Origin of the sequence: Streptomyces mesophilus (genome assembly GCF_040300965.1) — a bacterium.
Taxonomy (GTDB): domain Bacteria; phylum Actinomycetota; class Actinomycetes; order Streptomycetales; family Streptomycetaceae; genus Streptomyces; species Streptomyces mesophilus_A.
In genome coordinates this window covers 128,761-151,075 of the sequence record NZ_JBEPEW010000003.1, presented here as the reverse complement: position 1 = coordinate 151,075, position 22,315 = coordinate 128,761, and the positions used below count along the sequence as shown (strand labels likewise).

24 protein-coding genes are annotated in these 22,315 nt (G+C 70.6%); 11 read left to right on the top strand and 13 right to left on the bottom strand.

Features of this window, described 5'->3' with window-relative positions; translation table 11 throughout:
• The 4 genes from ABT367_RS02480 to ABT367_RS02465 form a co-directional block, all read right to left on the bottom strand.
• Positions 1-825, bottom strand: an 825-nt coding sequence (locus ABT367_RS02480; protein ID WP_352248736.1) for a cytochrome c biogenesis CcdA family protein, incomplete at its 3' end; no start/stop codon positions are given.
• A gap of 6 nt (positions 826-831) precedes the next feature.
• Positions 832-1,401 (bottom strand): peroxiredoxin family protein, encoded by a 570-nt coding sequence (locus ABT367_RS02475; protein WP_352248734.1) that lies wholly within the window; start codon positions 1,399-1,401, stop codon positions 832-834.
• A gap of 133 nt (positions 1,402-1,534) precedes the next feature.
• Positions 1,535-2,623, bottom strand: a complete 1,089-nt coding sequence (locus tag ABT367_RS02470; RefSeq protein ID WP_352248731.1) for an SPFH domain-containing protein — start codon at positions 2,621-2,623, stop codon at positions 1,535-1,537.
• A gap of 137 nt (positions 2,624-2,760) precedes the next feature.
• The gene (locus ABT367_RS02465; RefSeq protein ID WP_352248729.1) at positions 2,761-3,198 is read right to left on the bottom strand and encodes an NfeD family protein; all 438 of its coding nucleotides are present in this window, start codon (positions 3,196-3,198) and stop codon (positions 2,761-2,763) included.
• A gap of 169 nt (positions 3,199-3,367) precedes the next feature.
• Here ABT367_RS02465 and ABT367_RS02460 point away from each other — a divergent pair, with 169 nt between their 5' ends.
• Entirely contained in the window at positions 3,368-3,838 is a 471-nt protein-coding gene (locus ABT367_RS02460) for an ester cyclase (protein ID WP_352248727.1), read from the top strand.
• A gap of 33 nt (positions 3,839-3,871) precedes the next feature.
• Positions 3,872-4,360, top strand: a complete 489-nt coding sequence (locus tag ABT367_RS02455) for an isochorismatase family protein (protein WP_352248725.1) — start codon at positions 3,872-3,874, stop codon at positions 4,358-4,360.
• Positions 4,361-4,394: 34 nt separating this feature from the next.
• Here ABT367_RS02455 and ABT367_RS02450 read toward each other — a convergent pair whose 3' ends face one another.
• On the bottom strand, positions 4,395-5,786 hold the full coding sequence (locus ABT367_RS02450; RefSeq protein WP_352248723.1) for a cytochrome P450: 1,392 nt from the start codon (positions 5,784-5,786) through the stop codon (positions 4,395-4,397).
• Positions 5,787-5,928: 142 nt separating this feature from the next.
• On the opposite strand from ABT367_RS02450, the gene ABT367_RS02445 reads away from it, so the two are divergent.
• From ABT367_RS02445 to ABT367_RS02430, 4 genes are all read left to right on the top strand, one after another.
• Complete coding sequence (locus ABT367_RS02445; RefSeq protein ID WP_352248722.1) at positions 5,929-6,330, top strand: VOC family protein; 402 nt, start codon at positions 5,929-5,931, stop codon at positions 6,328-6,330.
• Between the two features lie 66 nt (positions 6,331-6,396).
• On the top strand, positions 6,397-7,014 hold the full coding sequence (locus ABT367_RS02440; RefSeq protein WP_352248720.1) for a DinB family protein: 618 nt from the start codon (positions 6,397-6,399) through the stop codon (positions 7,012-7,014).
• 28 nt (positions 7,015-7,042) lie between these two features.
• Positions 7,043-7,519, top strand: coding sequence for a macro domain-containing protein (locus ABT367_RS02435; protein WP_352248718.1), 477 nt, complete (start codon positions 7,043-7,045; stop codon positions 7,517-7,519).
• Between the two features lie 137 nt (positions 7,520-7,656).
• Positions 7,657-9,429, top strand: coding sequence for a SpoIIE family protein phosphatase (locus ABT367_RS02430; protein WP_352248716.1), 1,773 nt, complete (start codon positions 7,657-7,659; stop codon positions 9,427-9,429).
• Between the two features lie 36 nt (positions 9,430-9,465).
• Here ABT367_RS02430 and ABT367_RS02425 read toward each other — a convergent pair whose 3' ends face one another.
• Positions 9,466-10,800, bottom strand: a complete 1,335-nt coding sequence (locus tag ABT367_RS02425; RefSeq protein ID WP_352248714.1) for an LCP family protein — start codon at positions 10,798-10,800, stop codon at positions 9,466-9,468.
• A gap of 121 nt (positions 10,801-10,921) precedes the next feature.
• The gene (locus ABT367_RS02420) at positions 10,922-11,848 is read right to left on the bottom strand and encodes an aminoglycoside phosphotransferase family protein (RefSeq protein ID WP_352248712.1); all 927 of its coding nucleotides are present in this window, start codon (positions 11,846-11,848) and stop codon (positions 10,922-10,924) included.
• A gap of 120 nt (positions 11,849-11,968) precedes the next feature.
• Between ABT367_RS02420 and ABT367_RS02415 the strand changes: the two genes are divergently transcribed.
• Positions 11,969-12,940: a zinc-binding dehydrogenase gene (locus ABT367_RS02415; RefSeq protein ID WP_352248709.1), complete on the top strand. Its 972-nt coding sequence runs from the start codon at positions 11,969-11,971 to the stop codon at positions 12,938-12,940.
• Between the two features lie 139 nt (positions 12,941-13,079).
• Here ABT367_RS02415 and ABT367_RS02410 read toward each other — a convergent pair whose 3' ends face one another.
• Complete coding sequence (locus ABT367_RS02410) at positions 13,080-13,967, bottom strand: LysR family transcriptional regulator (RefSeq protein ID WP_352248707.1); 888 nt, start codon at positions 13,965-13,967, stop codon at positions 13,080-13,082.
• Between the two features lie 201 nt (positions 13,968-14,168).
• Here ABT367_RS02410 and ABT367_RS02405 point away from each other — a divergent pair, with 201 nt between their 5' ends.
• A complete protein-coding gene (locus ABT367_RS02405; protein WP_352248705.1) occupies positions 14,169-14,474 on the top strand; it encodes a DUF1330 domain-containing protein in 306 nt (101 codons plus the stop codon).
• A gap of 201 nt (positions 14,475-14,675) precedes the next feature.
• Here ABT367_RS02405 and ABT367_RS02400 read toward each other — a convergent pair whose 3' ends face one another.
• From ABT367_RS02400 to ABT367_RS02385, 4 genes are all read right to left on the bottom strand, one after another.
• On the bottom strand, positions 14,676-15,188 hold the full coding sequence (locus ABT367_RS02400) for a hypothetical protein (RefSeq protein ID WP_352248703.1): 513 nt from the start codon (positions 15,186-15,188) through the stop codon (positions 14,676-14,678).
• 191 nt (positions 15,189-15,379) lie between these two features.
• Positions 15,380-15,931: a DinB family protein gene (locus ABT367_RS02395; RefSeq protein WP_352248701.1), complete on the bottom strand. Its 552-nt coding sequence runs from the start codon at positions 15,929-15,931 to the stop codon at positions 15,380-15,382.
• A 108-nt stretch (positions 15,932-16,039) separates the two neighbouring features.
• Positions 16,040-16,915 carry a hypothetical protein gene (locus ABT367_RS02390; RefSeq protein ID WP_352248699.1) on the bottom strand — a complete coding sequence of 292 codons (876 nt, stop codon included), beginning with the start codon at positions 16,913-16,915 and terminating at the stop codon, positions 16,040-16,042.
• Positions 16,916-17,042: 127 nt separating this feature from the next.
• On the bottom strand, positions 17,043-17,849 hold the full coding sequence (locus ABT367_RS02385) for a hypothetical protein (RefSeq protein WP_352248697.1): 807 nt from the start codon (positions 17,847-17,849) through the stop codon (positions 17,043-17,045).
• Positions 17,850-17,995: 146 nt separating this feature from the next.
• Between ABT367_RS02385 and ABT367_RS02380 the strand changes: the two genes are divergently transcribed.
• From ABT367_RS02380 to ABT367_RS02370, 3 genes are read left to right on the top strand one after another with little or no spacing between them, the layout of a single operon-like run.
• Positions 17,996-18,481: an NUDIX hydrolase gene (locus tag ABT367_RS02380; RefSeq protein ID WP_352248695.1), complete on the top strand. Its 486-nt coding sequence runs from the start codon at positions 17,996-17,998 to the stop codon at positions 18,479-18,481.
• A gap of 33 nt (positions 18,482-18,514) precedes the next feature.
• Complete coding sequence (locus ABT367_RS02375; RefSeq protein ID WP_352248693.1) at positions 18,515-19,048, top strand: S1 RNA-binding domain-containing protein; 534 nt, start codon at positions 18,515-18,517, stop codon at positions 19,046-19,048.
• Positions 19,049-19,094: 46 nt separating this feature from the next.
• Positions 19,095-19,748 (top strand): histidine phosphatase family protein, encoded by a 654-nt coding sequence (locus ABT367_RS02370; protein ID WP_352248691.1) that lies wholly within the window; start codon positions 19,095-19,097, stop codon positions 19,746-19,748.
• Here ABT367_RS02370 and ABT367_RS02365 read toward each other — a convergent pair.
• Positions 19,729-22,254, bottom strand: a complete 2,526-nt coding sequence (locus ABT367_RS02365; RefSeq protein ID WP_352248689.1) for a polysaccharide lyase family 8 super-sandwich domain-containing protein — start codon at positions 22,252-22,254, stop codon at positions 19,729-19,731. The genes ABT367_RS02370 and ABT367_RS02365 overlap by 20 nt on opposite strands.
• Positions 22,255-22,315 lie beyond the last annotated feature (61 nt).

Sequence of the window (22,315 nt, the reverse complement as noted above, 5' to 3'; positions counted from 1 at the left end):
ACGGCGTATCACCGACGCCCCGCACAGGAGCAGCGCGACAAGTGCGGCGAAGGCCCAGGGACCGGCGGCGTCCACGGTGTCGGCGATCCAGCGCTGCACGGTACCGGCCGCGTCGATCACCGGGTCCTGGACCGTCGGATCACGCCGCATCCGGATCTCGTACCAGCCGTAGTAGGCCACGTACGCGCCGATGAGCAGCAGCAGACCTCCTCCCGCCCTCGGTGCGAGGGCGCCGAAGCGGCGCAGCCGGGTGGTGGCGGTGCTGCTGGTCAGGGCCACGGTGAGTGCGGCGGCGCCGACGACGAGGCCCATTCCGGCGGCGTACGCGACGAACAGGACGATGCCCTCGACCGTGGAGCCGGCGCGGAACGCGGAGACAACGATGGCCAGGAACGGTGCGATGGTGCAGCCGAGCGAGGCGATCGCGTACGCCATCCCGAACAGAACCATCGACGGCAGGGAACGGCTCACGGCCGGCGCGCGGCGCACCTTCGGCATCAGGGACGGCAGGCCCCGGCCGGCGAGCAGCCAGCCGCCCGCCCCGGCCATCAGCATCCCGAACACCACGGTGAACCAGGGCAGATGCTGTTGTACCTGGCCGGCCGCCGGTTGTACGGCCAGGCCGAAGATGCCGAACACCGCGCCGAACCCGAGCGTGATGGCGAGCGTCGCGGTCAGGGCACGTACCACCGCGGTGGCACGGCTCGCGGGCCGCTCGCCGAGTACCAGCAGGGAGAGGTACGCGGGCAGCAGTGCGAAGCCGCACGGGTTGACGGCCGCGAGCAGGCCCGCGCCGAGCGCCAAGGCGAAGGGAACGTCGGCCACCGCGCGTCAGCCGGTGAGTTCGGTGAGCTTGTCCGCCAAGCCCTCGCCTGCGGGCAGGACACCTTCGTAGACCTGCTCGCCGTTCTGGTCGAGGATGACGTAACGGCTCTGTTCGGTGACCTCGAACCGCTGCCACACCTCGCCGTTCTCGTCGGACAGGTGCGGGAAGCCTTCGGCCCCCGTCTCGGCGACGAAATCCCGCATGGCGTCGTTCTTGTCGAGTCCGGCGACGCCGAGCACATGCGCCTTGTCCGCGAACTCCTCGGCCACCTTGGCCGTTTCGGCCGCCTGGGCACGGCACTTGGGGCACCACGGTGCCCAGAACCACAGCACGACGGGCTTCCCCGCGAGCGTCGCGGCGTCGAAGGACTTCCCGTCCACGGTGGTACCGGTGAAGCGCAGCGTCTCGGGCACCTGCGGGCTGCCCTCGGGCATCGAGGCCGCCGGGGAGGAACTCCTCGCAGCGGAAGGCGTATCAGCGCCTGCGGCGGACGGTTCGTCCGAGCCGCAGCCGGCGACCATGGCCGTCAGCGCAACGGTCAACAGTGCCGCGGGGACGGCAGTTCGGGGGCGCATCGCTCCTCCTGGCAGGGAAGTTCCTTGTCGGAGCCGACCTTATGCACGACGCGCGCGCGGGCAGCCGGGCCCGAACCTTACGGTTCGCTGACGTCCGCCGGAACCCCGCCGCCGGCAGCGCGCCCCGTCCGGCTCAGGCGCTCACGGCTCCATCGCCCCGGCCCGGCAGCCGATTCGTCTTGGCCGCCTCTGCCTCGGCCTTGGCGTCGCTGACCGCGGCGGCCGCCTGCTCCGCGACCTGGTCGGCCGCTTTCGCGGCGTCAAGCGACAGCGTCGAACCCTTCTCGAGCTCACCGGTCCCCGTTTCGCTCTCAGCCAGGTCCACCTGCTCGGGGGCGGGCCGACCGCTGCTCGACTTGTCGCCGAAAGCGGTGGTGACCGTGCGGATCGCCTCCGTCAGCTCGCCCGGGATCACCCAGAAGGTGTTGTTGTCACTGTTCGCCAAGTGCGGGAGCGTTTCCAGGTACTTGTACGCGAGGACCTTCGCGTCCGCGTTGTTGCGGTGCACGGCCTGGAAGACACGCTCCACCGCCTTCGCCTCGCCGTCGGCCCGCAGGATCATGGCCTGCTGGGTGCCCTGCGCCTCCAGGATGTCCTTCTGCTTCGTACCCTCCGCGGTCAGGATCTTGGCCTGCCGCTCCCCCTCCGCGTGCAGGATGGCCGCGCGCTTGTCCCGCTCGGCCCGCATCTGCTTCTCCATCGCCTCCTTGATGGTGTGCGGCGGATCGATCGCCTTGATCTCGACACGGTTGACGCGGATGCCCCACTTGCCGGTGGCGTCGTCCAGGACCGTACGCAGCCGGGTGTTGATCTCCTCGCGCGAGGTGAGCGTCTCCTCCAGGTCCATGGAGCCGATGACATTGCGCAGCGTGGTCACGGTGAGCTGATCGATGGCGTGCAGATAGTCGGCGACCTCGTAGGCGGCCGCCCGCGGGTCGGTGATCTGGTAATAGAGCACCGTGTCGATGTTCACCACGAGGTTGTCCTCGGTGATCACCGGCTTGGGGTCGGAGGAATACACCTGCTCGCGCACGTCGAGTTTGGTGTTGATGCGGTCCGCCACCGGCAGCACGAAGTTCAGGCCGGGCTGCAGCGTACGGCGGTAGCGCCCGAACCGTTCGATGTTGTACCGGCGCGCCTGCGGGACGATGCGCACCGTGGCGGCCACGAGGAACACGACGACGATCGCCGCCACGAGTATGGGGATGACCACCGGATCCATAGCTGCCTCCTCGTGATCGGTTCAGTCCTTCACGGAGCTCTCGGCGTGCATGGGGCACATGGCTTACGTGGCGCGCATGGCCTTCTCGACCTTCTCGGACTTCTCGGCCTTCCCGGACTTCTCGGCCTCCCCGGCGTTCATGGCAGCAGCTCACGCGGGTAGACGACGGCGGTCGCACCGTCGATCTCCATGACGTCCACGAGCGCGCCCACCGGGATCACCTGGCTTTCGTCGAGGGTGCGGGCGGACCATTCCTCGCCTGAGATCTTGATCAGGCCGCGGGTCGCGGTGACTTCCTTGAGCACTTCGGCCCGTCGGCCGACCAGCGCATCGGTGCCGTCGCGCGTCAGAGGCGCCTGTTCGATCTGCCGCAGCGCGATCGGCCGGACGACGAGGAGCCCCGCGGCCGCCGCCCCGCCGAGTGCCAGCAGCTGGCCGAGCAGGCCGATGCCCACTCCGGACACCACGGCGGCGACCAGGGCGGCGCCGGCCAGCAGCCCGAAAACCAGGGTCAGAGTGAAGAACTCCGCGACACCGAGCACCCCGGCTGCGAGCAGCCACACGAACCACGGCATGGAATCAGCCTCCCTCAGGGGGACCTGCTCACCACGCTACGCCCCGGAACCCGGCCGGAACAGACTGATCGCGCTCCCGGCCCGGCCCCTCGATGTCACAGCGGCCCGCCGGGGTTCGTCACCAAGGTGACAGGCGACAGTCGCCTCGACGAGCCCGGCGGAGGAACCCATGGCACAGGACGAAACCCCGGCGCAGACCGCGCACACCACCGACCACACCACCACGCGCAACAAGGAGGTCTTCCGGCGCTTCCACGACGTCGTGAACAGCCGCGACGCCGACGCGATCGACAAGACGATTCAGGAGCACGTCGACCCCGAGGTCGTCTTCCACGCGCCGGTACCGACCGAGCTCCCCGGCCTCGAGGCGTTCCGCCGGGTGTGGCCGACGCTGCTGCGGGCGTTCCCCGACATCCAGGTCCACATCGAGGACCTCATCGCCGAGGGCGACAAGGTCGTCGCACGGAACACGGTGACCGGGACCCACCTGGGCGACTACCGCGGCCTTGCGCCGACCGGCCGGCCCGTCAGATACGACGAGATCTTCGTCTTCCGCTTCGTCGACGGCCGTATCGCCGAGGCGTGGGGCGTGGTCGATGTCCTCGGCCAGTTGCGGCAGTTGGGGGCGATGCCCGGCTGAGTCGTTGCCCGGGGAGCCCTAGGATCGGGCGCCATGACCTCCGCGCTGATCCTCATCGACCTGATGCCCCGCATCATCGACATGCCGCTCGCCCCGCACTCCGGTGCGGAAGTCCTCGGGCGGTGCCGCGAGTTGGCCACGTCGTTCCGGGCGAACGGGCGGCCGGTGGTCCAGGTGCGGGTGGAGCGCCCGAACGTGGCGGAACAGCCGCCCGGCAGCGATTTCGCCGAGGGTCTGGTGCGCGACGGCGACATCGTGGTGGTCAAGCGCACCATCGGCGCGTTCTACGGCACCGGTCTGGACGAGCAGTTGCGCAAGCGGGACGTGGACACCGTGGTGCTCGCCGGCCTTGTCACCACGATGGGCGTCGAGTCCACCGCGCGGGCCGCGGCGGATCACGGCTATGAGGTGGAGTTCGTGACCGACGCGATGTCCGGCCTCGCCGCGGACGAGCACGCGTTCGCCGTGGAGCGCACGTTCCCGCGCTTCGGCGAGGTGCGGAGCACCGCCGACTACCGCTGACGCCGGCGACGCCCAGGACGTGCGCCGGCTCCGCCTAGGACGTGCGGCGGCGCACCTCCAGCGTGAAGCCCTCCGGCTTCATCGTGAGCAGTTCGGTCACCTTCAGTTCGTACGAGGGGTCGCCGGACAGGTCGTAACGGTGCAGCAGGAGCCCGAGCACCAGGATCGCCTCGTGCAGCGCGAACTGGCGGCCGATGCAGGCCCGCGCACCCGTCCCCCAGGGCTTGTAGGTGTGGGCGGGACGGGCGCGCACCTCGGCGGGCGCGAATCGGTCCGGGTCGAACGCCTCCGGGTCCGGGCCCCAGACGGTCGGATCGCGGTGCAGGGCCGGGAGCAGGACGAGGGCCCAATCGCCCTTGCGCATCGCGTACTTGCCGTCGAGGACGGTGTCCTCGCGTGCTTGGCGGCCGTACGCGGGGGCGGTGGGCCACAGGCGCAGGGCTTCGTCCAGTACGCGGCGGACGTAGCGGAGTTTGGGGATCTGCTCGAAGGCAGGGCTGGGCGGCGCCTCACCGGGCGGTCCCCAGAGGGCGTCGACTTCGGCGCGGGCCCTGGCGAGGACGTCCGGGTTGCGGGCCAGGTAGTACAGGGCGAAGGAGAGGGCGCCCGAGGTGGTCTCGTGGCCGGCGACCAGGAAAGTGATCACCTGGTTGCGGATGTTGACCTCGTCCAGTGGGAGGCCGGTCTCCGGGTGACGGGTGTGCAGCATCAGGCCGAGCAGGTCGTCCGTGCGGTCGTCGCCGGCGGTGCGCCGGGCGCGGATCACGTCGTCGATGATCTCGGTGAGGTACGTGAGGCGCTCGGCGTTACGGCGGTCCGCACCCCGGGCGAGCAGGTTCCCGAGGCCCGGGAGGCGGACCGTCTGCCGCTGGGCGTGGCGCAGGGCTCCGGTCATCGCCGTGACGAACGGGTGCGGTGCGGTGCGGTCGAAGGACCCGAAGTCGTAACCGAAGCCGGTGCGGGCGATGGTCTCCAGGGTCAGCTTGGTCATGTCGGCGGCCACGTCCACCGGTCCTGCGGCCGCGTCCCAATGGGTCAGCAGACGGTGGGCCATCTCCCGCATGACGGGGTGGTAGGCGCGCATCGAGGACTGGGTGAAGGCGGGGGCCAGGATGTCGTGCGCCGCCTGCCAGTTGGGCTCGTGGCTGTAGGCGGTGAACAGACCGTCGCCGCCCAGCCTGCGCAGCGCTTCGATGCCGAGGCCGACGTGTTTGGCGAAGCGGCTCTCGTCGGAGAGGTCGGCGGCCGGTCCCGCTCCGCAGACGAAGACGATCTCCTTGTCGAAGATCTTCCGTACGAAGAGAGGGGAGCCGAGTTCGCGGGCGATCCGGACGGAGTCCTGGACCGGTGTGCGGGGCGAGACGCCGAGGATGTCGCCGAGCACGGGGACGCGGCGGGGCGGGTGCGGTATCTGGCGGGTGTCCACGGCGCGGAATCTACCTTTCCTGCGAGGCGTTCTCGCCCATCGCCCTCTCAACTTGCCGTGCTCCTCTGCGAGTCAGCACCCTTGCCGCACCACCTGAGCCCTCATTATCTTGACGTCGAGATTCCTTGGCGGAGGAGAAGACGTGGCTCTGGAAACACCCGGCTTCACCCTGGTCGGCCTGCATCACGTGCAGCTCGCGATCCCGTCGGGCGCCGAGGACCGGTGCCGTGAGTTCTGGGGTGGTGTTCTCGGCATGACCGAGCTGGAGAAGCCGCCCGTGCTGGCGGCACGCGGCGGGTGCTGGTTCCGGGGTGGCGGACTGGAGGTGCACCTGGGGGTCGAAGAGGACTTCCGCCCGAACCGGAAGGCCCATCCGGGCATCCTCGTGAGCTCGCTCCACGCGCTCGCCGAGCGGCTGGAAAACCACGGAGCGAGTGTCACCTGGGATGACAACTTCCCTGGCCACGACCGCTTCTACGCGTTCGACACCGTGGGCAACCGGCTCGAGTTCCTGCAGCCCACCGCGATCACCGACGCCACTTGACCCGGAAGCCCGCACCCCCTGCCCGCCGCACGGTCCGTTGTCAGTGGCGGCTGCGAGACTTCCCGTATGAACACGCCGAAGCCCCACGCCCCGACCCCCGAGGAAGACCTCCTCGAGTATCTGCAGGCGGCCCGCGACGCGCTCGTGTGGAAGCTGGACGGCCTGTCCGAGTACGACGCGCGACGGCCGCTGACGCCCACGGGGACGAACCTGCTGGGGCTGGTGAAGCATCTGGCAGGTGTGGAACTGGGCTATTTCGGCGACTCGTTCGGCCGCCCGTACTTCCAGGGCGATCCGCCGCCGTGGTGGTACACCGAGCTCGGCGACGACCCGCACGCGGACATGTGGGCCACCGCGGACGAGTCGCGCGAGGAGATCGTCTCGCTGTACCGGGCCGCATGGGCGCACGCCGACGAGACCTTCGCCGCACGCGGCCTCGACGCGATCGGCCATGTGCCGTGGTGGCCGGAGCACCGGCGGGCCACGACCCTGCACCACCTGATCGTGCGGGTGCTCTCCGACACACAGCGGCACGCCGGACATGCGGATATCGTGCGGGAGTTGATCGACGGTACGGCGGGCTGGACTCCGAACCAAAGCAGTCTGCCGACCACTGAAGCGGCCGAGTGGCAGGCGCATCGGCAGCGAGTCGAGCAGGCGGCCAGGGCCGCGGACGGCCGGTGAGCCGGGGCGGGATTCAGGAGGGGGACACATGCGTGCGCTGACGGTCATCCGCGGAGACGCAACCGAACCGCAGGCCAAGGGGCAGAAGATCATCGCCCATGTCTGCAACGACCTGGGCGGCTGGGGCAAAGGCTTCGTGCTCGCCCTGTCCCGCCGCTGGCCCGAGCCCGAGCGCGACTACCGCCGTTGGCATCGGGAACGCTCGAAGAACGACTTCGGACTCGGCGCGGTCCGCCTCGTCCAGGTCCGCCACGACATCCACGTCGCCAACATGGTCGGCCAGCGCGGCATGCGCACCGGCAGCGCCGGCCCGCCGATCCGCTACGACGCCGTACGCCGATGCCTCACCGCACTCGCCGGCCACGCCGCCGAGAAGGGCGCCTCCGTGCACATGCCGCGTATCGGCTGCGGCCTCGCCGGCGGCAAGTGGGAGCGGATCGAGCCGCTGATCGTGGAGGAGCTCTGCGCGCGCGACATCGCGGTGACCGTGTACGACCAGGGGTGAGGAGCGACTGATGCGGCTCACCCTGCCCCAGGCGCTCTCGGGTGGCCTCGGTAAAGGGCCGCGGCGTGCGGCCGGGGCGGGACTGGCGGACCATGGAGTCTGCGTTCGTGTCCGCAGGCAACGCCTAGGAGGTCGTCGTGGGAGTGGACGACGCCCTCCCCAAGCCGCTCATCTCGGCAGGTGCCGACGAAGCCGTCGCGGCGGAGCCGGTGCATACCGCCTCCCCCCTCGCCCGCGAGTACCGGATCCTGCATCAGATCGTGGCGGGGACGAACGCCGGCATCTCGGTGATGGACACCGACCTGCGCTACCTCTACATCAATCCCCGGATGGCCCGGATGAACGGGCTTCCGGCCGAAGCGCACCTGGGGCGGACCCTGAGCGCGGTGCTGCCCGGCGTACACCGGCCCGACGCCGTCCTGCACAAGGTCCTCGCGGACGGGAAGCCCCGTGAGCTGGTCGGCACGGGGCACACCCGGGTCGATTCACCGTACGAGCGTCGAGAGTGGCGTGTGACCTACCACCGCCTCGAGGACGAGCGCGGCCGGATCATCGGCATCGCCGGCATCGGCCTCGAGATCACCGAACCGCGTCAGTACCTGCACGGCCTGGAGCGGGCCCATGAGCGCATGGCGCTCCTCGACACCGCCGCCACCAGCATCGGCACCACTCTCGACGTCGAGTCCACGTGCAAGGAGGTCGCCGACTTCGTCGTGCCCGGGCTTGCGGACGCCGCCTCCGTGGACCTGTTCGACGAGGACCGGCCGGGGCACCGCCTGCACTCCGAACCCGGGGTGATGCGCCTGCGCCGCATGGCCTTCACCGCACCGCCCAACCTCGTCAAGTCCCTGGCCCGCCTCACCGACCTCGAGGGCTTCGTGGAGTACGACGCGAGCTCGCCGCTCCGCACGCGTCTGGAAAGCGGCCGCCCCTGGGTGCACAACCTGCGGACCGACCCCACCCTGCCCGGTGACGACAGCGGCCGCTACGCACAGCGGATGGCCCAGTACGTTGCCGCAGGCGTCCATTCCGCGCTCGTGGTGCCCCTCGCCACCGAGTCACGCCAGCTCGGCATGCTGTCGATGGTGCGCTGTTCGCCCGCCCCTGCGTTCACCCGCGAAGACACCGCGGTGGCCCAGGAGTTGGCGGCGCGCGCGGCTCGCGCGCTGGAGCGTTCTCTCCAGTTCGCCCGCGAACACACCATGGCCCTGGAACTGCAGCGGGCACTGCTCAGCGAGCCGCATCTGCCGAACCCCAACGTGGAGACGGCCACCCGTTATCTGCCCGCCACCGACGGCACCCTGGTCGGCGGCGACTGGTTCGACATTCTCGCCCTGCCCGGGAACCGCAATCTGCTGGTCATCGGCGATGTCATGGGCCACGGCGTGGAAGCCGCCGTGGCGATGAGCAACTACCGCTCCATGGTGCGCGCCATGGCCGCCGCGGAACTCCCCTTGGACGAGGTACTTTTCCACGCCGACCGCATGGTCGCCGAGTCAGGATTCGAACGCGTCGCCACCTGTCTGCTCGCCCTCGGCGACCCGGGCACCGACACGGTGACGTATGCCAATGCCGGCCACCTGCCGCCCCTTCGGCTTTCGCCCGACGGCGACACCGAATTGGTGCCGGTCCCCGCCGGCCCGCCGCTCGGCACCGGTCTCGGCGGATACACCACCGTCACCAGGCCGGGACTGCCCGGCGGGACGCTGATCTTCTACACCGACGGGCTGGTGGAACGCCGCGACGAGGACATCGACACGTCCCTCGACCGCCTCACCCGTCTGCACCTGCGCCCGCAGGACACCCTCGACCAGATCCTCGACGCCGTCCTCGCCCAACTCACAGACGGCCCGGCGAGGGACGACATCGCCTTGATCGCGGCCCGCCCTTGCCGCTCCCGCCAAGGCTGATCCGCGTTCGGGTCACGGACGGCTCGCACCTCACATTCAAGGACACCGCAGCCGGTCGCCGGTGACCGGTGGGCCCTCGAAGCCCGTACGGTCGTACACCACCGGCACCACCGTGCGTCCGCCCCTGCCGACCTGTACCTCGATGGTGCGGCCGAGCTCACGCACCATCCGCAGCCGCGCTTCGGGCAGTGCGGCGTGCAGTGCCTCGGCGTGCCGGGCGGCCGATGGTCCGTAGAAGATCAGCGTGCTGTCCTGGTCGTGCGGCAGCGTATGGCGGGGCTCGCCGCTCAGGACGGTGAAGCCCATACGCAGCAGCGCGAAGCCGATCGCCGCGTCGGATACCCGCAGCTGGATCGCCGGCAGCGGAACACCCACCGCCGTCGCGCCCGTCGGTTGGATGCGCCGGTCGCCGGTGATGGGGCGGTCCGCGCGCAGGGCGGACCAGAGCGCGTCGGAGCGTTCGCGTTCCCACAGGACGGTGGAGCCATGGCCCGGGACACGGTGGTCGGCGTCGGCGACGGGTACGTTCATGAACTCGGTCTGCTCCGGACGCAGTCGGCCCACCGTCAGGGCGAGTGCGGCCAGTTCCGCCGGGGTGGTCCCCGGGTCCGTGCGGATCAGTCCGTGCAGCGCACCGACGGTGGCGACGGCCCGCGCCGGGTCGTCGAGGGCGCCCGAGTGCCGCAGCCGGTCGAGCAGTCCGGACACCAGGCGCTGCTGGCGGCGGACCCGGCCGCCGTCGCCGGGCGGGTTGACGTGGCGGGCCCTGACGTAGCGCACGGATTTGTTGCCGTTGATCCGGTGCGTGCCCGGGGTCAGGCGCAGTCCGGCAGCCCGGTCGTACACCATTTTCCTGGTGCAGACCGTGGCGCCGCCGAGGCGGTCGATCACACCGGCGAACCCCTGGAAGTCGGTCTCCATGTAGTGATCGATCCGTACGCCCGTGGCCTGCTCCACCGTGCGCCGGGTGAGGTCGCCGCCGCCGTGCTGCCAGGCGGCGTTGATCTTGCCGGAGTGGCGCGGGTGGTCGTGCGCGGCGTACTCCACGTACGAGTCCCGCAGCACCGAGACCACGCTCAGCCGCTGTTCGTCCTCGGAGAGATGGGCGAGCATCATCACGTCGGTGCAGTCGCAGGCGACACCTCCCACGTGCAGCCGGTTGCGCTGTTCCACGGTCAGGCCGGAGCGGCTGTCGAGGCCGACGAGCAGGATGTTGGTGCCGTCGCTGCCGGGGGTGTCCAGGATGCGGCCGGAGCGGTCCTGCCGGTGGTCGGGCTCGTCCGGGGCCCGCACCGGCTGGCCTGCCGCGGCCGTGACGGTGCCGCCCGCGAGGGTGGCGAGGAGCACGGCGGAAGTCAGTAGGCGGCGCATGTCAGCACGCTGCCGCACCCTCGGCTTCGCCGCCGCCGGGAGTGCGCCACACGGCCGAGCGCATTGCGCTCCGGGCTGTCCGAGGACACCGCGCCCCGTGGGAGGCACAGCGCGCGTACGGCTACACCGTGAGCGCTTCGGCAAGGTGGCCGGCGAGGGCGGTGAGCCGGTCGAGTTCGGGTCCGCCGCGAGCGCGCCGGAACCCGTGCCGGCGCGCCCAGTAGGCGGCTTCCACGGCATGGAGCTGCGCCCAGCGGCGCACCCGCTCGGGTTCCAGTTCCGCCGCGTCCGCGAACAGCTCCAGGGCACGACGGACTTCCTTGCCCGGGTCGTCGGCCGCGATGAACACCAGCCCCATGGACTTCAGAAGCGTGCCGCCGTCCCACGCCGGATCTCCCACGTATCCCTTGGGATCGACGGCGAGCCAGGGCTCCCGCTCGGCGCGCAGAATGTTGCGCGGATGCAGATCGCCGTGGATGAGGACTTCGGGCTGTACGGAACCGAGTTCACGCACGGTCGCCAAGGCGGCCCGGACCACCCGGCCGGGCAGCGCGCCCTCGAACTCCTCTGCGTCGACGAGCAGTCGGCGCTCCCACTGCCCGGCCCGCTCGCTCTGCCGCGGCAGCCCCGCGGGGGCGGGCACGGCCAGGCGTCTGCTGATCCGGCCGGCGACGACGACCATCTCATCCGGGTCGGCGCTCTGGGCGAGCGTCGAGGGGTGCGCACGCTCGAGCAGCATGGCGTACTGCTCGTCGTCCCTCGCGTACAGCCGCACGGCACCGCGTCCGCCCCAGGCGGCGAAGGCGTCGGGCTCGTGCACATTGCCCGGATGCGGAAAGGACACCTTCAGGACGGCGGGCCCCGCATCGGTGCTGTGCACCGGCACGATGACGCCGACCCCGCCGTGCATCACCGCCCCGTCCGGTGCGCAGCCCCAGTCCCGCAGCAACGCGTCGACGATATGCGGCAGTCGGGCCACCCAGGCAGCGCCTTGCTCCCCTTCGCGGGCGACGGTGCTCTGCGCGAACTCCTCCGGAATCCCGATCATCCCGGCACTCTAGCCACGCTCGCCCGCGCGGAACGATGCCCCCTGCGTCCTTGACCTCAACCTTGGTTGATCTTGCATGCTCCATGTGTTCGCACTCGACGGGCAACAAGAGGGGGCACGATGCGAGTCGTCCAAGTGCACCGTTTCGGAGGGCCGGAGGAGCTGGTCGCGGGGCGGGCGCCGGATCCGGTGGCCGGACCCGGTCAGGTCGTGGTCGATGTGGCGGTGGCCGGCATGACCTTCGTCGAGACACAGATCCGGCGCGGCACCGACCCTTGGCACGAGCCGCCTCAACTGCCCTATGTTCCGGGCGGTTTGGTGGCCGGCCGGGTGAGCGCCCTGGGACCGCGGGTGGATGCCACGTGGCTCGGTCGGCGCGTCCTCGCCGGAACGGGAGAGACCGGCGGTTTCGCCGAGCGGGCGGTGGCATCGACCGCCGATCTGTTCCCGGTGCCGGACGGTCTGGGCCTGCCCGAGGCGGTCGCCCTGTACAGCGACGGCAGCACGGCACAGGGCCTGGCCGAGCATGCACGCCTGCGCCCCGGTGACTGGGTGCTGGTCGAAGCGGCGGCCGGCGGTGTGGGCAACCTGCTGGTGCAGCTCGCCCGGATCGCGGGCGCACGGGTGATCGGCGCCGCGCGTGGCCGGCGGAAGCTGGACGCGATCAGGAAGTCGGGGGCCGACGCGGCCGTCGACTACTCCGCGCCGGACTGGACCCAGCGGGTGCTGGAGATCACCGGGGGCGCGGGCCCGGACGTCGTGTTCGACGGTGTGGGAGGCACGATCGGACGCGCCGCGTTCGAGGTGACCGCCCGAGGCGGACGGTTCTCGGTACACGGGGCCGCCAGCGGCGGGACCACGCTGATCGATCCCGCGGAAGCGCACGCCCAAGGGGTGGAGGTCATCGGCATCGAGCAGCTCTTCGGCTTCGGTCCGCACGTCCCGCGCTGGGCGGAACAGATCATGTCCCAGGCGGCGCGAGGGCTCGTACGGCCCCTCATCGGGCAGACCTTCCCCTTGGACCGGGCCGCGGAGGCGCATGCCGCGATCGAGAACCGCACCGCTCTGGGCAAGACCCTGCTGCTGATCTAGTCGGATGCCGATCCGCCGGCATGGCGAGCTCGTGTCGGACCTTCGGCGAGTCCTCCCTCGCCGTCACCGCGAAGTGCGCCGGGCGCAAGGCCTTCGGCCTCGCCACCGCAGGCGTCCGTCCCACTCGGCCTCTTGCGCGTCAGTCCGGCAGCCAGTGCAGCTCGTGCGCCAGGGTCTTTGCGGCGGCACGGATGCGGCGGTGCAGCGGTGACTGCTCGCGCGGGAGGACCAGGTGGATCGTCATGCTGGGCGCGCCTCGCAGCGGTCGCCAGGTGAGACCGGCCGGTTGTGCCGTGGCCGCGGGTTCTCCGGCCGGGGCGAGGGTGACCCCGTCGCGCAGGTCGCGCTGGGACATGTCGAACGAGACCGCAGGCGTGTGGAATCGGGGGTGGGGTCGGGTGTCCCGGAACAGTGCGGACAGCTGATCGTGGATCACGGGGTTGGCCGTACGGTCCGGGAGGCGCAGCGGATACGCGGCCGCGTCGGCGATCTCAATCTCGGGGTGTTCGGCCAGCGGATGGTGCCGCGCCAGCTGGACCCCGATGCGCGTACGCCGCAGCAGGAGTCGGCGCACGTCACGGCCCGGCTGTTCACCGCGGGTGATCCCGGCGTCGATGCGGCCGTCGGCGACCGCGGGGGAGATCTCCGGAGTCGCCATCGGGACCGCGCCGACCTCGAGTCCGCCGTTGTCGCGCATCAGCCTGTCCACGAGGGCCGGTGCGGTCTCGGCCCCGGCGCTGAGGCTGTATCCGATGCGCAGCGTGCCCAGTTCACCGGCGGCGGCGCTCCGGGCGGTGTCCCATGCCCGGTCCAGCGCCGCCAGCGCGGGCGGCGCGGACTCCGCCAACGCCGCACCGGCCGGGGTCAATACGACGCTACGTGTGTTGCGGACCAGCAGGGCCGTACCGAGTTCTGCCTCCAAGCGGCGCATGCGGGCGCTGAGTGCGGGCTGTGCGATGCCGATCCGTGCGGCCGCGCGGGTGAAGTTCAACTCCTGCGCCAGCACCAGGAAGTACCGCAGGCTCACCGTATCCGGCGCCACATGCCCCCTGCCGATTGATAACGATCCGTTCTGAGCCTATCCGGTACCGGTCTTTCCCTCGGCCGTGGATCAAGCCCTAACCTGCGCATATGACGATCCAACCGACCGCAGTACCTGTCGCCGGGACCGATCGATCTGCGTGCCGATTCGAAGCCGGATGCGTCCGGCCGAGCACAGGAGGTTTCCATGGCCAAGGGCTACTGGGTCAGTGTCTACCCCGCCATTTCCGACCCTGAGATGCTCAGCGCCTACGACGAGCTGGCCGGTCCGGCCGTCCAGGCAGGGGGCGGACGCGTCCTGTCCCTGATCCCGTCCCATGGCGGTCGAGTCGTCGCCCACGAGGCCGGACTCAGCGAACGCGTCGTGCTGATCGAGTTCGACAGCTTTGAAGAGGCCGTCGCGGCCTATGAGAGCGAGGCATACCAGAAGGCACTGGTCGCCCTGCCCGACGGCTTCGAGCGCGACTTCCGCATCGTCGAAGGCATCGACTGACCGGCGGGCCCAGCCCTCGCCGAGCGAGAAAGACGGCCGGCCGGCCGCGTCAGCGAGGACGGGCTCACCCGACCGCACCGAGCACTGCACCGCCACACTGGCGCGGCCCGAACCGCGACGGCCTGCGTCCGGATGGAGCGCTGGACGCAGGCCGAGCAGGGGGTCGGGAAGAGCGGGTCGGGAAGGTCGGGCCAGGTCAGGTCAGGAAGAGCGCTGCATCCTGCGCCGCACCGTGTACGCGGTGGCGCCGAGGCCAACGGCCACCAGGGCCGCGCCCGCGGCGATGGTGCCCGGGCCCGCGTCCTCGAAGGAGCCGCCGAGACCGCCGCGTACGCCCTGCGGGGTGGTGGACGAACCGGTCACCGTGAAGGAACCCGTGTACTTCTGGCTGGGGTTGGAGACGTCGCAGACCACCGTGACGGTGTAGGTACCGGCCTTGGCTCCGCTGAAGACATTCGAGGTGCCGCTGACCTCACCGGCACCGCCGACGGCCGACAGGGACGCGGTCGGGAACGCGTCCGAGTAGGCGCGGGCCGAGGCGTTGGGGTTGGCGCTCGCGCAGCCGGACGCACCGATGCGCACGGACTGGCCGGGGGCCGCGCTGCTCGGGGTCACCGCGACCGCGCCGGCCTCGACCGCCTGGGCCGTCGGGCCCGCCAGTCCCAGGGCGGCGCCGGCAAGGAGGGTCCCGACGGCCAGAGTTCTTGCGTACATGGCGTACCTCGTTCTCAGTCCTGTGCCCTTTGCCCCCGGACTGACCGAGTCACAGCGTTGGCACCTCGTGGGGCAGCCCGCTGCTTGCGGGTGCCACGTCCAGCCGAACGCAACACGCCGAAGCCCGCACCTCGGGCCCCCCGAACGATGGAACGCCGCACCACGGTTGGCCGAACGTCACCCCTCGACGGTCACTTCGGCGGGTCCTCCCCGACAAGGCCGTCCACGGACTCCCTGATGAGGTCGGCGTGCCCGGCATGGCGGCCGTACTCCTCGAGCAGGTCGAGGAGGATCCGCCGCAGATTGGGGCGTTCTCCGCTGCGCGTCACGTAGGCACCCAGCTGGTCGAGGCCGCCCTGGGCGAGCGCCTTGTCGACGATCGCTCGCGAGCGGGCCACAGCGTCCCGCCACAGGGTGAGCAGTTCGTCCGGGCTGTGGTCGGCAGCCGTGCGGAACGCCCAGTCGGGGTCGCTCTTCCAGTCCACGGAGTCCCAGGGCTCGCCCGCGGGGGCGGCGAGCCACAGGCGGGTGAAGTGGCCGTCCTCCACGTGGGCCAGGTGCTTGAGCAGTCCGCCGAGCGTGACGGTGGAGGTGCCGAGCGTGGCCCGCAACCCGGCCGCGTCCACGCCGGAGCACTTCCATTCCAGGGTTGCCCGCTGCCGCTCCAGTGCGCCGAGGACTGCTTCGGCCTCGCTGCCGGCCAGGGGTGGCTCGGGCCAGGTGTCTGCGTTGTATGCGGTCATGACGGCAGACGGTATCGAAGCGTGCCGAACACGTCCGTGGGGTGGCCCAGTTCGGATGCGCAGCTGCCGGACAGGGGTGCGGCGGCAGGCGTACAAGACGCGCAGCAATCATTTGCAGAGGATCCGTTCGCTGCTTCCCGGCCACCGCTCCACCTTGCCGCCGTCCCCGCGCACGTAGGCGTTCTTCTCGTCGGCGGACAGCCACAACTCGCGCCGGTCGTGCCGCCACCCGGTGTCGACCGCGTCGGCGGGCAGCCTCGTATCCGCGGAGTACGAGGAGTGGAGCCCGTCGATGTCGGCCAGCGCGCCTTCGGGGTCTCGGTAGTAGCCACGCCCGTCCCTGCCCTCGCCGAGGGTGAGGAACTCCGCCGACTGCCAGTCGCAGTGCTCGGGCCCCATCGTGCTGTGCACCTTGCGGGTGTCCACCGCACGCCCCATCGCGTCGGACCACACCCTCAGGTCCAGGTCGTCCCGTTCACGCGCGCCGTATTCGGACGGGTCGCAGAGCGCGTAGGTCTCGACGGTCCAGCCGTCCGTGCCCTGCACGTCCTCGGCGGCGATCATCCCGGCGCGGGTGCGGCCGTCGACGTCGTACGAGAAGAGCACCCGCTTGCCGTCGCGCTTCTCCACGCGGTAGGCGCGCTCCGGTGCGATCTGCCAGGACGGGTCCTGGTCCAGATGCTTCTGCAGCGCCGCCTCCGCCGATTCCGCACTGACGCTGCTGCCGCGCTCGTGCGGGGATCCCGCCTCGTACGGATCCCCCGCGCACTCGAGGGTCCCCAGGGCCGCGCCCCCGCCGTCCAGCGGGCTGTCCTCCCGGACCCAGCCGGGCGTGCGCGCCTTCAGCGGGCCGTCGTACGCAGGCGGCGCGGACACCACGGACTCCGGCTTCGCGACCAGCCCCTTCGGGACATCGGTTCCCCCGCACCCGCACAGCGCGATGACGCCCGCCACGATGGCGACGAACCCTCTGCCAGCCCGCATCCCACTCCCCCGTCTCCCGGCATTCATCGCTTGGACGCGGGCAGGGCGTGAAACGTTCGGCCCCCACACGCAAGCAAGCCGCGCCGGGGTCCCCCGTCGGGGCTCCGGCGCGGCCTGTGGGCCGGCGCTACTTCGCGCCCGGTTCGTCCTTCGCGAGGCCCGGCTTCAGCGGCATGTTCTGGCCGGGCACGAACGCCGCGTTGATCTGCAGGCTGATCGCGTGTTCGTCCGGCGCGATGGTGACACCGAGCACCTCCTTGAAGAGCTTGGAGTACGGCTCGGACATCTTGAACTTCCAGTCGAGGGGGCCGGCCGAGAACTTGCCGTCGTTCATACGGGGGTTGATGAGGTCCGCGTAGAACTCGGCGGTGTTGTAGTGGGCCATCTCGATCATCATCGGGGACCGCTTCTCGTCCACGTAGATGTTGCCGCTGGCCTTGGTGATCAGGGGGAAGTCGTGCAGCCAGAACCCGTCCGTGCGCAGCGAGCGGCCGGTCTTGGTGTTCGTGAACTTCCAGCCGCCCGGGTACCAGATCCGGCCGTTGACGAAGTTGATGTTGCTGTAGCCCTCGGCGCCGACCGGGGTCCACAGGCCGGCCCCGTCCTTGAGCACGCCGACCGGACAGATCCCTTCGGCCTTGACGCCGACGCGCTTGAACTCGGAGAGGAGTGCGGGCGCGAGGGGCAGGCTGCCCGTACCGGACTGCGCGAAGAACCAGAAGGCCGTCTTCTTGTCCGGAGCGTCGTCGTAGTAGTGCCCGGCGGGCTTGTCCTTCTGCCCGGTCGGCGGGTTGTAGAAGGACGGCAGGCAGTTGGTCGCCGGAGGGTTCCCCTTCGGGTACTCGGGATCGGCGTCCGCGGCCGATGCGGCCGTGACGGGCAGGGACAGCAGGGCCGCGGCGGTGACGGCTACGGTCGTTCTGGCGAATCTCACGGGTGTCTCCCAGGGCGTGGCGGACCCCCCTTGGTCGTGAGCACCACTCAAGGGGTAGGTGTTGTCGGGTGGCGCGCTGATGCGGCCGTTGGGATGAGTTCCGTGGGGGTTGCAGGCACCCGAGCCGGCCTGGATAAAGTTCCACGATGTCCTCGCTCAGGCTTCGCCATTCCGCCCGTGGCCTCATCCTCGACCCTGACGACCGCATCCTTCTGTGCCGCTTCGACAACCCCGATCTGGTCGTGTGGTCCACGCCGGGCGGTGGCGTCGAGCCAGGCGAGACGGTGCGCGAGGCTCTGCGCCGTGAGCTCCTCGAAGAGGTCGGTCTGAAACTCGACCACGAGCCGCCCCACGTATGGCGTCGCCAAGTCGTCGTGGCCGGCTACGGGCCGGGCTACGACGGGGCGCTCCAGGACTACTTCCTCGTCCGCACCCACGCGTTCGACGCGGCGGGCACCTTCACCGAGGAACAGCTGGCCGCCGAGGGCATCGCGGAGTTCCGCTGGTGGAGCCTGAAGGACATCGCCACCCACCGCGGGCCTTCCGTCTTCGCGCCGCGTGATCTCGCCACACCACTCTCCGCCCTGCTCACCGGGGGCGCCCCGGAACAGCCGGTGATCCTCGGCCTGTAGGCGGGCCGGCGGCGGGATGGCACGCTGACCGCCATGGACTTTCAGGCCGAGTCACCCGAACTATGGGAATTTCTGGGCTCGTTGCGGCACGGCGAACTGCTGTCCGGCACCGTCGCCTCCATCGAAAGCTTCGGCGTCTTCGTCTCCCTGGACGACGGACCGCCCCACCCGATCTTCCCGGGGGTCGGCTTTGTCACGGTGGCCGAACTGACGTGGCGGCATATCGAGGCCATATCGGACGCCGTCCAGGTGGGGCAGCGTGTCACCGGCGAGTTCCTCCAGTTCGACACGCACAACGCGGAGGCCCGGCTGTCACTCAAAGCGCTGCGGCCGGATCCGTTCCAAGCGTTCGCCGACCGCACGGAGGTGGGCCGGATCATGCCGGGCGTCGTCACCAAGGTGGCGCCGCCGTTGGGCGTCTTCGTACGGGTCGAGGAAGGCATCGAAGGCCTCATCCGCATCCCCGAGGAAGAGCCCGGCGACCGTCCGCAGCCGGGCGAAGAGCTGACGGTGGTCGTCGCGATGGTGGACCGGCAGGGGCGCAGGCTCCTTCTCCATCCGGCATAGCCCGTACGGTGCTGCGAAGCCGTCCGCAGAAAGGCGATCCTCCCGCATGGGCACCGTCCGCACCCTCCACGTCGTCACCCACCCCGAAGCCACCCACCACGTCGACGGACTGGTCGGCGGATGGTTCGACTCCGCGCTCACCGAGAAGGGGCAGCGGGAGGCCGAGGCCATCGCACGGGCGCTGCGCGAGGCCGTCCCCGCCGGGGCCGGCGTCGAGCTGTACTCGTCCGATCTGCTGCGTACCCGGCAGACCGCCGACGCGATCGCCGAGGCGTTCGGGGTGCCGGTCGCGCTCGACGCACGGCTGCGGGAGAAGTCGTACGGGGAGGCGGGCGGGCGGCCGCAGGAGTGGCTCGACCGGCGGTTCGTGCCGCCGCCCGCCACCGGGGAACGCATGGATCACGACGAAGGGATCGAGGGCGCCGAGACCAGGGCGCAGTGGGTACGCCGGGTGTACGAGGCGACCGAGGAGATCGTGCGGCGCCCCGCCGCGCATCAGATCGTCGTGACGCACGGCGGGTCCTTCACCTTCGTCCTCGCGGCGTGGATCCGCATGCCGTACGAGGCTGCCGGATACGTCAGCTTCCGGGCGCCGTCGGGCAGCATCACGACGCTGCGCGAGGACGACTGGTTCCACAACCGGCAGGTCGCCGTGCTGGGCGACACCGGCCACTTGGGCGCTACAGCAGCGTCGCCGTGAAGCTGCGTCCGTAAGCCTCGTGGACGTCCACGTCCACGCGCGTGCCGCCCGGCACCGGGCTGACCCGGACCCCCGCGTCCCCCTCGTCGAGCCGGAGCCGACGCCCGTGCAGGACTACCGAGATCGTGCCCCGGCGCGTGGTCGGGTCCGAGACCGCGATCGACGTACGGCCGCGGCGTTCGCGCCGGACGAGGACCGACGCGGGACCGTCCACGCTCACGCCGACGGCGTGGTGGCGGCCCTGCGTAAAGGAGTTGAGCCCGAGCAGGTGCAGGTCCGCGTGCTCCACGGCCTGCAGGCGCGTGGAGTTCGACAGGACCTTCAAGGGGCCACTGCTTGTGTACGAGCGGAGGTCGGCGTCGGACGCGCCGGGCACCAACGCATAGGCCAGCGTGGCAGGTTGGGCGCCGGCCGCATGGTCGTACGTCGCCGAGAAGACCGAGCGTGTGACGGGCGTGTCGGGGTTGGATGTACGGACGACACGCCGTGAGCGCGTCACATTCTCCAGTCCGACGCGCACGGGTCCCCCGCCCAGGAAGACATAGCCGACCGCGCTCCCCCGGGTGCCGTTCGCCCAACGCAGCCAGGACAGTTCGGCCTCTCCGGGGCCGGTGAGGGACGCACCGTCGCGGCGTCCGCCCGTGACGGTCACCTGGTCACCGGCCCGCGCCGTCCGCGCGTCCACCGTCGTCGTGCCCGCGCGCCCCTCGGCCCCGCCCACACCCGCCGCAAGGACCACGATCTCGTCGTCCAACAGGAACCACGACTTCGTCGCCGCCGCATTGCGGTAGACCACGAAATCGTCCGGCAGCAGATCCCGGTCCCGTACGCCCACATCGCTCGACTGCACCATCGCCGCCGCGCCGTAGGTGCCGAGCACCGCGCCTCCGCTGTGGTCGGCGAGGCCGCGCGGGAAGTAGACGTAGGCGTTCTGCGATTCCGACGAGGGCGTGAAGTTGAGGGGGTGGCCGGGGTTGTCGTAGTACGCCTTCCCGTACAACTCCGGGATCGTGCGCCGCTGTTCGACCGGCGCGGTCACCCCGGCGAGTCCGTACGGCGAGACGGTCGTGTAGTAGTCCACGCCGAAGGCCTCGGTCTGGTCCTGGCCGGCCAGATACAGATAGTGCGCGCCTTCGCCCTGGAACCACGGCATCAGGTTCTCGCCGCTCATGTACTCGTACTTGCTGATGCGCGCGGACGACCGGGCCAGCGCGAACGCGTAACCGGGCCTGCGGTGCACGGTCTTGTCCATCGCGTTGAAGGCGACGCTGCGGGCCGCGGGTCCGAGATCGGCCGGGGTCAGCGCACTGTCCGCCAGGATGTCCGCGTACCGCGCGACGCTGACCGGAGAGACGAACGCGGCCGGATCGAGGGCTGCCTTCGACGTCGAGCGGATGTACTTGACGTACTGCCCCAGCGCCTTCGCTTCCGCCTGAGGCGCGAGCGAGGCGAGGTCGACCACCGCTTCCACGATCACCGCGACGTCCGTGTAGCCGCCGGCGGTCCGTGAGACCGCGCGGCCCTTGACGATCTCCATCATCCAGCCCTCGAAGATGAGCGGCGCGAACCCGTCGCGCACCCATGTGAAGACCGTCGGCACCAGCTCCTCGCCGTGCGCGAAGCCCGAGCCGTCCAGGATCTTCAGGGTCTGCACGACACGGGTGAGCAGCCCCTTCCCGTACGAGCCGGTGTAGGCGACGGAGCCGTGCTGGATGAACGAACCGTCCGCGTAGTGCCCGTCGGTGACGTTGTGCCGCAGGTGGTACGGGTCGATCGTGACGAACACCGTCAGCTGGTCCGTCAGGGCCTTGCGGATCCTGTTCTCGTCACCCAGTAGCGCGCCCTGCAGGATCCGGTTGGTGGTGATGTCGGCGAGGTTGGCGCCGGTGTGGAAGCGGGAGTCCAGGTTCACGTCGCCGTCGGTGCCGTTGCGCAAGTAGGCGTCCATCGAGGCGACATACGTGGTGAGCAGGCCGGGGTGGTCGGCGAGTGCGTCGGCGAGAAGGACCAGGGTCTTGGTGACGGACTGGGAGATGCCGATCTCCCAGTTGAACCAGTTGCCGTAGTAGCCCTTCGACTGGTCCCCGTAATACCGCTCGTGCAACCAGACCAGGCCGTCCAGCACGCGCCGCTGCACCGTCACGTCGCCGAGGAGTGCGCTGCCGGGGGCCCGGGTTGCCAGGGCTATCTCGTAGAGCTGGCGGTAAGCCGTGTTGAGGTTGGCGTCGTTCGTCCCGAGCGCCAGACCGGCGAACAGTTCGTCGGGGCCCGCCTCGTCCATGGACTTCAGACCCGCCTTCGCCGTCGCCACCAGCGCGGCGAGCTTGGCGGCCGTCTCGGGGCGGGCGTTGGACGCGGCGGTGCCCGCGAAGACCGCCACGGTGTTGGCGAGCAGCTGTGCACTCCCCTCGGCCGCGGCGGCGGCGCCCGCCGGCCGCGCCGGAAGGACCGCGAGCAGTCCGGCCGCGGACAGGGCGGACATCAGCTGTCTGCGGGTGAGTTCCATGGCACGTCCTTTGCCGGTACGGGCATCAACTGGCGGCGCGGAGTCAACCAGTGATGCCCGT